8 protein-coding genes are annotated in these 11,487 nt (G+C 64.5%); 4 read left to right on the top strand and 4 right to left on the bottom strand.

Annotated features, from left to right (window positions below):
- Window positions 1-141 precede the first annotated feature (141 nt).
- The 4 genes from G442_RS0110265 to G442_RS21805 all read left to right on the top strand — a co-directional run bounded on the left by G442_RS0110265 (window position 142) and on the right by G442_RS21805 (window position 7,075).
- Complete coding sequence (locus tag G442_RS0110265) at window positions 142-1,407, top strand: multidrug effflux MFS transporter (protein WP_026397928.1); 1,266 nt, start codon at window positions 142-144, stop codon at window positions 1,405-1,407.
- A 289-nt stretch (window positions 1,408-1,696) separates the two neighbouring features.
- A complete protein-coding gene (locus G442_RS0110270; RefSeq protein WP_246791233.1) occupies window positions 1,697-3,904 on the top strand; it encodes an ATP-binding protein in 2,208 nt (735 codons plus the stop codon).
- Between the two features lie 147 nt (window positions 3,905-4,051).
- Window positions 4,052-4,576: an adenine phosphoribosyltransferase gene (locus G442_RS0110275; protein WP_026397930.1), complete on the top strand. Its 525-nt coding sequence runs from the start codon at window positions 4,052-4,054 to the stop codon at window positions 4,574-4,576.
- A gap of 219 nt (window positions 4,577-4,795) precedes the next feature.
- A complete protein-coding gene (locus G442_RS21805) occupies window positions 4,796-7,075 on the top strand; it encodes an FUSC family protein (RefSeq protein ID WP_084440505.1) in 2,280 nt (759 codons plus the stop codon).
- A 42-nt stretch (window positions 7,076-7,117) separates the two neighbouring features.
- Here G442_RS21805 and leuB read toward each other — a convergent pair whose 3' ends face one another.
- The 4 genes from leuB to G442_RS0110305 all read right to left on the bottom strand — a co-directional run bounded on the left by leuB (window position 7,118) and on the right by G442_RS0110305 (window position 11,286).
- Complete coding sequence (gene leuB, locus G442_RS0110290) at window positions 7,118-8,221, bottom strand: 3-isopropylmalate dehydrogenase (RefSeq protein WP_035376503.1); 1,104 nt, start codon at window positions 8,219-8,221, stop codon at window positions 7,118-7,120.
- 225 nt (window positions 8,222-8,446) lie between these two features.
- Entirely contained in the window at window positions 8,447-9,613 is a 1,167-nt protein-coding gene (locus G442_RS21810; protein WP_084440506.1) for a mechanosensitive ion channel family protein, read from the bottom strand.
- 105 nt (window positions 9,614-9,718) lie between these two features.
- Window positions 9,719-10,636 carry an SDR family oxidoreductase gene (locus G442_RS0110300; RefSeq protein WP_456303705.1) on the bottom strand — a complete coding sequence of 306 codons (918 nt, stop codon included), beginning with the start codon at window positions 10,634-10,636 and terminating at the stop codon, window positions 9,719-9,721.
- 74 nt (window positions 10,637-10,710) lie between these two features.
- Window positions 10,711-11,286, bottom strand: a complete 576-nt coding sequence (locus tag G442_RS0110305; RefSeq protein ID WP_051292190.1) for a DedA family protein — start codon at window positions 11,284-11,286, stop codon at window positions 10,711-10,713.
- Window positions 11,287-11,487 lie beyond the last annotated feature (201 nt).

Consider the following 11,487-nt stretch of genomic DNA (forward strand, 5'->3'; position numbering starts at 1 on the left):
AAGTCTTGCGCTGTGTCCCTGCGCGGCTACGCCAGTTCGGCGCGACGGTAAGGCGCCAGCGTCCGCTAGTCGGCGGTTTTTCCGCCCGTCGAATACTTTCCAGCCATATCGCCCAGACCGAGATTATTCCGGAGCCTGTACATGGCCTCTCCCGTTCAGTCGCCATACACGAAGGTCGGCGGCGCATACGAGCCTCCGTCAAGCACGCCGGGATGGATGCCGATCCTGCTTGGCGTGCTGACTGCTGTTGGGCCAATCTCGACGGATATCTATCTTCCTGCGTTCCCGGCGATGGTGCGTTCGCTCCATACGACGCTGGGTTCAGTGCAGATGACCCTGTCGATCTGGTTCGTCGGTCTCGCCATAGGACAACTCACCGTGGGCCCGCTTTCCGACCGCTACGGTCGTCGCGCGCCCCTGGTCGCGGGCAACGCGATCTTCGCGCTGGCGTCCGTTGTGTGCGCCATTGCGCCGAACGTCGCCGTGTTCTCGGTCGCGCGCTTCGTGGCTTCCCTCGCCGCCTCGGCAAGCCTTGTCGTACCGACGGCCTGCGTGCGCGATCTTGTTCCTGATCGCAATGCGGGCGCGCGAATGATGTCGAAGCTGGTGATGGTGATGGGCGTAGTGCCAATTCTCGCGCCGATGCTCGGCGGGCTGGTGGTCACTTTCGCATCCTGGCGGACGATCTTCTGGGCGTCGGCCGTCTATGGCGCGATTTGCGCCCTGCTTGTGCTGCGCGTGCTGCCAGAGACGTTGCCGCGCCGCAGGCGCCAGCGCCTTTCGTCGATAATTCTGGTGAGCCGATATCTCCTGCTTCTGAGGCATCGGGGGTTCCTGACCCACGCGCTGATTGGCGGTTTTTCGACGTTCATGTCGTTCAGCTACCTGACCGCCGCGTCCCCGGTCTTTATCGTCGGTTTTGGGTTCTCGCCCCTGCACTTCTCAATGCTGTTTGGCGTTTTTGCGGTCTTCATGATTGGAGCCTCGCAGGTCAACGGCATGCTGGTCGGCCGCGTCGACGCCGGGCGTATCCTGACGGGATCGGTCCTGCTGGCGGTGGTCGGGGCGCTGTCCCTGCTGGCGGTCTCCATCTGGTCGCTGCACCTCCCGGCGCATCGTCACGATCATGGGGCGTCGTTGGTTGTCATTCTCACGATCTGCACGATGGCGGTGGCGCTGGGCGCCACCGGATTGATCTATCCCAACGCGACGATGGGCGCGCTTGCGGACCACGCGCACATGGCCGGCGCCGCGTCGGCGTTGACGGGCACGATGCAGTATGCGTTCGGGGCGCTCGCCGGAGCCTTGCTGGGCGTGCTGCCTTCTGGGACTGCGTTGCCAATGGCGGGGGGCATGTTGCTCGGCTCGCTCATGATGCTGGCGACGTTACCGTTCAGGCCGCGCTGAGCCTCGCCTTGATCGGGTGCCGCCGCAGGGACGGCTCAAGGCCCCCATTTCGCCCTCTGACGCTCTCCGCTGGATGTTTGCTCCGCTCTGTCGCCTGAAACGGGGCATGCAGCGCAGCTGACAGACGGCGCCGCGTCCGTGGCGAAGCTTTTCCTGTGGGTTGTTTCGCGTCAAAAAATAGTTGGGCGTCCAGGTTGGGCTTGACGTTCGGCGTGGATGAGAGCCGTATCTTGCCGCGAACTACCCCATGGGAGGAGCGATGGCGCGTCATCCGGCAAAGCGAGCGCATATGCTTGCTCTCCTTGGCGCCGCGCTTTTGATCGTGACGTTCGGAACATTGGCCATGCAGCTCGGCAACGAGATGGCGCGGCATGGCCAGCTCGACAGCCAGAGCGCGGGTTCCGACCAGTATCTTCGCAACCTTAATCGGCAAGTGAGCGACGCGCGGATCTGCCATTTCGCCTGGCTTGCCGAGCATTCCCCCACCGACGCTGCGTGTTTCGCCGACGCGGTGGGCAAGCTCTTGGCGGCCCGTGTCGATTTCCCCGATTTTGCGGCGACGCAACGTCGCCTCGATCCCGAACATGATCGCAGCGTCGAGCAGCTCCGACAGGCGCTGGGCCGTGTCGCGGCCTGGAAGCCGGACGCCGCCCACGCGCTGGGCGCCCCTGACGCCGACGCCACGCTTGTCTCCCTTGACGGCGCCCTGTCGCAGTTGAGCCACGCGGACACCATGGAGCGTGCGGGACGGCTGGCCGACATGCTGCGAAACACCAGCTGGCAGAAGCGCCTGGACGCGCTCGGCATTGTCATCGGCGTCCTGATCATGATCACCGCTGGCTGGATTCTTGATCGCACGTCGCTTGCGGCCGCGCGGGCGGAGGCGAGCAGCCGCAATCTGGCGGCGCAGATGCGCGCGGTGCTGGACAGCCTGACGATTGGCGTCGCCGTCTTCGGCACGGACGGTCAGCTCCGGCACTGGAACGATCGGCTGGGCGCCATACTGGGTTTGGAAGAGGGCGTCCTGCGGCCGGGTCTGCGGTACGACGATCTCAGCTCGGCCCTGATCGTTGGGGGAGCGCCGCTGCTTGAGCCGTTCGCGCATGTTGAACGGGCGCTTCGCCGGGGCGAGCTCGCCCCGCCGGTGATGGTGGAATGCAAGGGCGTTAACGGCGCGGATCTCGAATTGTGCCGCACGGTGTTCTTCGCGCCCGATGGCGCGTTGGGTTCGGAGGACAGGCGCGGTTTCGTGCTGACTGCAAACGACATTACCCTGCGCCTGCGGAGCGAGCGGGCTCTGGGCGAGGCGCAGAAGCTGCGGGCCGTCGGGCAGCTTACTGCGGGGATCGCGCACGATTTTAAAAACCTGCTGACCGTCATTCTTGGCAATCTGGAGCTTGCCGGGGAGGCTGGCGAGGTTGGCGATGGCGAGCGTGGCCGACGCTGTCTGGACTCCGCAGTTCACGCAGCGCGTCGGTCGGAGGCGCTGACCGGTCAGCTTCTGTCCTTCATGCGACGCGACAAACCCGCGTCGGACATGGTGGCGCTGGCCGATATATTTCTCCACGTCAGCGGCCTTCTGGCGCGTGTGATCGGTCCGCGCATCATCGTGGATTGCGGCGAGGCGACGACTGTCTGGCCCGTGCATGTGAACGCCGCGCAGCTTGAAAGCGCGCTTCTCAATCTTGCGATCAACGCGCGCGATGCGATGCCGAAGGGCGGGACTCTTGCAATTCGGGCCGCGAACGTGACCTTTCCGGCGGGCGTCGATTTGTTGAGTCTGCCGGTCGAGGAAGAGCGTGGGTTACGCGTGTCGTCGGAAAAGACGCCGCTTCCGGCTGGGTCGTGGATACGGATCGACGTCGCCGATAGCGGCTGCGGCATGGGGCCGGAGATTCTGCATCAACTGTTTGAGCCCTTCTTCACCACCAAGGAGGACGGCGCCGGGACCGGCCTCGGCATGGCCATGGTCGTCAGCTTCGCGCATCAGTCTGGAGGGCGCGTCGTGGTTTCCTCTGCGCCGCAACGGGGCGCGCAGGTCACGGTATGGTTGCCGCGCGCGAAAGCGGAGTTCATTTCCGCCCCGGTCCTGGCGACGCCTTCCTCCGAGCCAAAGAGCAGGCGGGCGCTTGTCGTCGAGGACGATCCCGCCATCCGTGACATCGTGGCTACGATCCTGGGTCTGGCCGGGTATCGGGTGCGGGAGGCGGCGGATGGGGAGTCGGCGTTTGATGCATTGGCTGACGCTGGAGACGGCATCGATCTTCTGGTGACAGACGTGCAGCTTCCAGGACCGCTCGACGGTTTCTCGCTCGCGCGGGTGCTGAAGGAGCGTTACCCGGAGTTGGGCGTCGTCTGCATGTCCGGTGATTTTACCGCCGACGCGCCGCGACCTGCGGCCGCTCCCCCCGATGCGCGCCTGCTGCCGAAACCGTTCCGGCGCGACGGGTTTCTGAAGGTTGTGGCGTCTGCGATGGGCGACGCTATTCCGGTTTGACGAACCTTGCAGGGCGGCGGCGAGCAAGTTAGTGTCCCGCCCGGTTTGGCGGCAGGCGATGTTTCCCGAAAAAAATACAGTTCTATCAAGTGGATAGATGAATTTCGGCGCCGGTGCGGCTGGTATTCCTACGCGGGCGGGGACACAATGCAGGACATCGATCTCAAACAGTATATTCGTGGCATTCCGGACTTTCCGAAGCCCGGCATCCTGTTCTACGACATTTCGACGTTGCTGCGGAACGCCGACGCTTGGCAGCTTGCTACGGCGCGTATGGCGCGCGCCGTAGGTCCGTGGCAGCCGGATCAACTGGCGGCCATCGAATCCCGTGGCTTTCTGACCGCCGCTCCGCTTGCGACGCGCCTGGGCTGCGGCATTGTCATGCTGCGCAAGCCCGGCAAGCTGCCAGGCGACACGATTTCGCTCAGCTATGATCTCGAATACGGCACGGATAGTCTGCATATTCAGGCGGACGCAATAAAGCCTGGTCAGCGTGTGGTCGTCACTGACGATCTTCTTGCGACGGGTGGAACGCTTGCGGCTTCGGTCGCATTGCTTCGCAAGGCAGGGGCCGACGTTGTTGGCGCATCGGTGCTGATCGAACTGACGGCGCTGGGCGGGCGGAACAAGCTGGACGTGCCGGTCCACTCTCTGCTGTCTTATGAGGAGTAGTTTTCTTTCCACGATTGGCGACGCTCTCCGGAGCGCATGGCCGCCGCGCGTTTGAGATCGTTCAACCGGGCGCGCAATCGGTCATGTGGGTTTTTAAAGCCGCCATCCGCGGGTTTTCGAATGAAGCGGGAGACGGGGAGTGCGCGCATGCCGGACCGGGAAGAGAGTTATTCGCGGTCGTTCGAGGTTTATCCGCGCGTTCTGTTCTAACCGGAAATAATGACGTTTCGTGCAGGCAGAGCCGCCGGATTGCACCGCCTTGTGGCGGAGGCGTGGCAGGCAGTTTCGCGACTTGGCGGACATGGGGCGACCGCATGCGGCCGTCGCGCCCTTGCCGTTCTTTCCGGCGAGGGCGTTTTCAACCGGGTGCGCTGGCTGATCGCCCCGGATGCAATGGCTTTCGGCTATGCGCTGAGAACCACGCTCGCTTCCCTTCTGGCGCTTGGTATAGCCCTCTGGTGGGAACTGGGCAGCCCGCAATGGGCCGCGCTGACTGTCTGGATGATCGCACAGGGCACGCGTGGCAAGTCGATCGCCAAGGCGCGATGGCATCTGTTCGGTATGGTCGTCGGTGGAATAGCCGGCGTGGCGCTGGTCGCCGCGTGCCCGCAGCAGCCTGCGCTTTTCATTCTGTTGCTTGCCGCGTGCGTAGGCGGTTTCTGCTTTGTGGGAACGCTGCTTCCCGGTCCGCCGACGATGACCAATTACCGTATTCACGGAATGCGGGCGAGCGGCTTCACCTGCGTGATTATCTCGCTGGACGGCATCGCCGCCCCTGAACGGATTTTCGACGTCGCCATGGCGCGCCTTACGTACATCACGCTGGGCGTGGTCATCGAAACGGTTGTGTCATCCCTGTTCCAGTATCGTCTGCAGGATCGCGCGCGATCGCGGCTGGCGGACAATTTCATCACGGCGATCGGGCGCACGACCGGCCTGCTCAGGCGCATGTTGTCGGGCGAAGAGGCGGCGTTACGTTCATCCGCAGACCTTTTGGCGACGCTTGCTTCGATGGGCGATCAGGTCGAGTTCGCCGAAGTTGAACTCGGCGGGCGCCGTGGCCACGAAGGCGACCATGCACGGGCTGCGATGGCGGCCGTGACAGCTCTTTTCGCCCGGGGGCTGGACCTTCAGGCTCTGCTTGCCGACCCCGCTTCTTATGGGGAGGCATGGAAGCGACTTTCGGCGCAGACTTGCGATTTTCTTGAGCCGCTCGCGGAACGCCTGCACGCGGCTGACGGCTTTGCGGCAGTCATGGCCGATCTCGCGGCCTTGCGCGCTGCGATTCGTATCGAGGCGGCGACCTGTCTTGAAGCGGAGATGAAGATCGTCACCAGTCCGCCGGTCGATGTCGGGCGGGAAGTTTCGATCACCAGGCAGGGGCAGGCGCTGCATACGCTTGGCCAGATGTGCGACGAACTCGACTACGCGCTGACCCAGTTCGACCTGAGTCGTAATCCGCAACCTCACGACACGTTCCACTATGCCATGCGCACCTGGCGTGACTGGCGGGTCGCGGGCGGCAACAGTTTGCGTGCTTCGGTCAGCGTGTTCATCGCCGGCATGATCTGGGTGGCTACGGCGTGGCCGGACGGGCTGACGTTTCTGATGTTCGTAGGCATCGTCTCAAGCCTGTTTTCGACGCTGGAGACGCCAGCGATGGCGACCCGAGCCTTTCTCCACGGGGCGCTCTGCGTGTCCGTCGTGGCGATGGTCGTCGCGTTCTATGTCGTTCCTGCGGTCACGACGTATGAACTTCTCGCCGCAAGTCTGGTCGTGCCGATGATGGTTGGAGGGCTGGCCTTCGCCAATCCCGCGATGGTCCTCGGCGCTGTCGCCTACAACCTCTTCCTCACTATTCTTGTCGGTCCGCTGAATGGCGGTCGTCTTGATGAAATTACTTTCTTCAACACTGCTGTCCCGCTGGTTCTGGCGATGGCATTCTGCACCTGGATGTATCGGGTGTTTCTGCCGCTGGATCCGGACGGGGTGCGTTGGGATATGCGGCGTCGCATTCTGGGCACCCTGCGTCGCCTGGCCAGTCGTCGCCTGCCGATGGCTCGGGCTGATCTGATTGGCCTGACGGTGGAGCGGATGCTGAAGCTGCTCAATACCTCAGGAGGCGAACGGGGGCCGGTGGTCGACGCCTATCTTGGCGGGGTGCTGTCCGGAATGACGGTCGGCATGGCGATCATCAACCTGCGCGCCATTTTGGCGCGCGGCATGACGCCGCCGGACGTGCAGCGCGCCCTGCGCCAGACATTGGCGCGCATGGCGCGTTTCAGCGGGCGCTATGGCGGGCAGTACGGGCGGACGGCGCGGGCCACCGATCTGGCGGTGGCGCTTCTTGTCCGAAAGGAGCAGCACGAGGCGAACCTGACACAGCGGGTCGAGATCCTGCGTGCGCTGGCCAGTCTTCGGGTCATTGCAGCGGAGCTGCAGTCCAGCCGATCTTTCTTCGACGCATCCAGCCCTTATCTGGACCGGGTCTATCGGTGACGATCGCCCGCCGGACGCCTGTCGTGTCGGCGGGCGTAAGGTTCACATCTTGTCGAGTTCACGGACGATGGCCTCGCCCATGACGTCGGTGCCGACGCGTGCGAGTCCGGGGCTCATGATGTCGGCAGTGCGCAGGCCTGTGGCGAGGACCGCCGCGACCGCCGCCTCGATCATGTCAGCTTCGGTCTGCAGGTCGAACGAATAGCGCAGCAGCATCGCGAACGACAGGATCTGTGCGATCGGGTTCGCAATCCCCTGCCCTGCGATGTCGGGCGCGCTGCCGTGGATCGGCTCATAAAGCGCTGGGCGGCGACCGTCTTCCTGCACCGCGCCGAGCGTTGCTGAGGGGAGCATGCCGAGGCTGCCGGTCAACATGGACGCCAGATCGGACAGCAGGTCGCCGAAAAGGTTGCCGGTGACGATCACGTCGAACTGGGCCGGGTTGCGGACCAGCTGCATGGCGCAGTTGTCGGCCAGCATGTGCGACAGCTTCACGTCGGAATATTCGCGGGCGTGGAGATCGGTCACGACCTCTTTCCATAGCAGGCCGCTTTCCATGACGTTGCACTTCTCGACCGAGCAGACCGAGTTGTTGCGCTTGCGAGCCAGATCGAAAGCCACGCGCGCGACGCGCTCGATCTCGCTGGTCGTATAGACCTCGGTGTTGATCCCGCGCTTTTCGCCGTTGGGCAGGGTCTCGATCCCGCGCGGTTCGCCGAAGTAGATGCCGCCCACAGTCTCGCGGACGATCATGATGTCCAGCCCCTTGATGACGTCGGCCTTCAGGGTGCTGGCGTCCACCAGCGCGTCGAAGACCTTGGCGGGACGCAGGTTGGCGAACAGGCCCAGTTCCTGACGGAGCTTGAGGATCGCCACTTCCGGACGCTTGTCGAAGCCGACATGCGACCACGCCGGATCGCCCACGGAGCCGAACAGCACGGCGTCGGCGGTGCGCGCTTTCTCGATCACCTCGTCGCGGATCGGCACGCCGTATTCGGCGAGAGACGCGCCGCCGACAAGGTCTTCATCGATTTCGAAGGTGATGTCCCGCTTGCGGCTCAACCATGCCGTGACGCGCGCGACCTCGCGCATGACTTCGGGGCCGATGCCGTCGCCGGGCAGAATCAGTAGTTTCTTGGTGCTCATGATCGTCTCCGGCCTTGGCTGTCCCGCTCGGGATCGTGGTCCGCGTCCGACGGCGGTCGGCGCGCACATTTCGTTCTTTCTGGAAACGCATCTTTCGCCCGGAAACATGGCGTCTCCGGCCCGCGCGAACAGACGGTTTGAAGTCCGCGTGCTTACCAGCGGTCACCCCAAGTTTCAATGTGCAGCGGCGGTAGGCCGCCGCGCGCAGAGTTTGTGGCGCGAAAATCAGGGTGGCGGTGGCGGGGTCCGGCTGGTCGGCAGGAACGGGTCCGCGTCGAGCGGCAGCGCCCCCGGCGCGTCGCCGCCGGGCAGAAAGCGGGTCTGGGGGAAGGCTTCGGGACAGTTCTCGCGGATCCACGAGACGATCCCCTCGCGCAGCGCGCAGCGGAGATCCCAGCTTCTTACGGCGGTGCGCGCGCCGGCCGTGATGCGGATCATGATCGTACGGTCCGTCGCGTCGGCGACCTGCACGCTGAAATCCTTGCCGTTCCATTCGGGGCATGTCCGCACGATTTCGGCAAGTCGCGTGCGGATGCGGTCCATCGGGGCGACGAAGTCGAGATAGAGATAGACCGCGCCGACCAGTTCGGCGGAGTTGTAGGTCCAGTTCTCGAACGGATTATCCAGGAAGTAGGAAAGCGGGACGATCCTGCGGCGCTTGTCCCAGGCGCGCAGCACGACATACGTGGCGTTGATTTCCTCCACCCACGTCCAGTCTCCGTTGAAGGAGATCATGTCGCCCATGCGAATGGGCTGCGTCACCGCGATCTGTACGCCGGCGATCAGGTTGGAGAGCACGGAACGGGCGGCCAGACCGACGATGATCGAGGCTGCCCCCGCCGAGGCCAGCAGGCTTAGTCCGTATTGGCGCACCGGCTCGAAAGTCATCAGCGCCGCGCCGACGGTCAGCACGCCGATGACGATTTCCGCCATGCGCTGCATCAGGCGGACCTGCGTCAGGTGCTTGCGTCCCTGGATATCTTCTTCCCGGTCGTCGCCCGAGGCGCTCCAGCGTGTGGTGTAGGCCGAGGCGGTGATGCGCGCGCCGAGACCAAGGCCGAGGCCGAGCGAGATCACCAGCACGACCCCGAGCAGATGCGCCAGTCGCTCGAGCATGATCGCCGAGAAATCCAGCGCCGGCAGCGCCGAGAGCATTACTGTAGAGGCTATGACAAGCTGGATCGGGCGGCGGAGCCCGTTGGCGAAGGCGTGGATAAACGCGCCTCGGCGCTGACCCTTCAGGCGGGCGAGGATGCGGTTGGCGACGACGCCGCAGGCCAGCGCGGAGAGGCCGCCGAGACCAAAGAGGATGAGGAGGGAGGCGAAGACGGGAGGAAGCCAGTCGAACATGCGGCGAAGATCTGTAAGCGCCGAGATGTAGTCATGCCTCACGCAATCGCTCTCCTTGACGGGGCCTCAACAGGCGGTGGTTTGCTGTGACGCCGGAAAAAACGGCCTGGCGTCGGCGTCTGTCCCGCACTCGGCTGCGGGTTTTCATCAGGCGAACGTTACGCCTGTCAATCGCTCGGATACGTCCCATAGGCGGCGGGCGATCGCCGTGCCCCTCGCCGAAGGCGGGATAATCGCGAGGCCCGGCGGTCCGCGCCGTTCGCCCCGGTCGGTGGGGCCGTAATACAACCCGTCTTCTGCTTTTGGCGACGCCGCAGCATAGATGAGGGGGCGGGCGCCGTCCCCCGCCGATTGGCCTAACGCACTGAACGCGAGCGAGATCACTCGCTCCGACAGTTTCGCCCGCAACGCTGTCGCGCCGAGCGAAGGGCCGTTGAGGCCGATGCTGGTGCGTGACCACCCAGGGTGCGCCGCCCGTACGTGCAGGGGCAATCCGTTTGCATGGGCCTTGCGCGCGAGTTCTGTCGCGAACAGGAGGTTCGCCAGCTTGCTTTGGCGGTATGCGGTGAAGGCGCTGTAGTTATAGCGGGATTGCAGGTCGTCGAACTGGATGCGTCCGCGCCATGCGGCAAGGCTCGCGACCGGGACGACCGTGGCGCCGCCCGATGCGGCGCGTAGAAGCGGCATCAGACGTGCGGCCAGCGCGAAGTGCCCCAGGTGGTTGACGCCGAGTTGCAGTTCGAAGCCGTCAGCGGTTTCCTGCCGCACCGGTGGAGCCATGACGCCCGCGTTGTTGACGAGGATGTCGAGCGCGGCCTCTTTCCCGGAGAAAGCGTTGGCGAAGGTCGCCACGTCCTCAAGCGAGGCCAGGTCAAGGAAAGCCGTCTCTGCCTGTGCGTGCGGGATCCGGGCTTTCAGGCGAGCCAGCGCTTCCTCGTTACGTGTCGGATTGCGTGCGGCGAGGACCACGCGAGCGCCCAGAGCAGCCAGGCCGCAGGCGACCTCGAAGCCGAGGCCGCTGTTGGCGCCGGTCACCAGAGCCAGCTTGCCGTCAAGGCGCGTCATCTCGGGTTGCATCATCGCCGCACCTCGTCGTGTGGCGCCGTGAGCGCCGCCGTTATCCGTCGCCGGACGGTCTGTCAGTGTTTCAGGCTGGCGTCCTTCTCGGCCGCCTCCTGGGCTTCTGCGATCAGCCGATGCTCGTTCTTCTTCAGAAAGAAGAACCCTCCGGCGATCCCGGCGACCGCGAGGGCCGCGGCGCCATAAGCGATCGGGCCGGACAACTGGAGCACTTCATGCCCGAGGTAGTATGTGCACAGCGAATAGCCGCCGGCCCAAAGGATGCCGCCGAGAGCGTTGTAGAACAGGAACGTATGCCAGGGCATGTGGTTCGCCCCGGCGAGCAGCGCGACGAAAACGCGCAGCACGGCGATGAAGCGGCCAAAGAATACGACCACGCCGCCGTGCCGTCGGAAGATATAACGTCCGACCAGCAGACGCTCAGGCGTCAGACCGACCTTCCCACCGTATCGGCGCAGCATTCTGAAGCCGAGAGCCTTGCCGATGAGAAAGCCGAAATTGTCGCCCATGATGGCGCCGATCACCGCAGCCCCGGCGACCCAGTAAATGTCGAGCTTGTGCGTCGTGGCGCAGTAGAGCGCAGCGGTGATGATCAGGCTCTCGGCTGGCAGCGGCAGGCCCATGCTCTCCAGCATGACGACGACGCCTATCACGCCGTAGCCGTATTGAGAGAAGAGCGAATCCAGAAAATGTAACAGCGTCAGGCGCCCCGTGCTGGTCGAGCGAAGCGCCTGAGGAACCTTCTGCGCTCACCCGTGTCAAGTCCGGACAGCCTTTCTGCGGAACCGGAGGTGGCGAGCCAGACGCCCGGAACGTTGCGCGGCGGATAGAGTGTG

Origin of the sequence: Acetobacter nitrogenifigens DSM 23921 = NBRC 105050 (genome assembly GCF_000429165.1) — a bacterium.
Lineage (GTDB): Bacteria > Pseudomonadota > Alphaproteobacteria > Acetobacterales > Acetobacteraceae > Acetobacter > Acetobacter nitrogenifigens.

Coding starts and splice junctions, on each gene's coding strand:
- G442_RS0110300 (WP_456303705.1), bottom strand. CDS start 10,636: ATGACGCGCCTTGACGGCAAGCTGGCTCTGGTGACCGGCGCCAACAGC.
- G442_RS0110270 (WP_246791233.1), top strand. CDS start 1,697: ATGCTTGCTCTCCTTGGCGCCGCGCTTTTGATCGTGACGTTCGGAACA.
- G442_RS0110265 (WP_026397928.1), top strand. CDS start 142: ATGGCCTCTCCCGTTCAGTCGCCATACACGAAGGTCGGCGGCGCATAC.
- G442_RS21805 (WP_084440505.1), top strand. CDS start 4,796: ATGACGTTTCGTGCAGGCAGAGCCGCCGGATTGCACCGCCTTGTGGCG.
- G442_RS0110275 (WP_026397930.1), top strand. CDS start 4,052: ATGCAGGACATCGATCTCAAACAGTATATTCGTGGCATTCCGGACTTT.
- leuB (WP_035376503.1), bottom strand. CDS start 8,221: ATGAGCACCAAGAAACTACTGATTCTGCCCGGCGACGGCATCGGCCCC.
- G442_RS0110305 (WP_051292190.1), bottom strand. CDS start 11,286: ATGCTGGAGAGCATGGGCCTGCCGCTGCCAGCCGAGAGCCTGATCATC.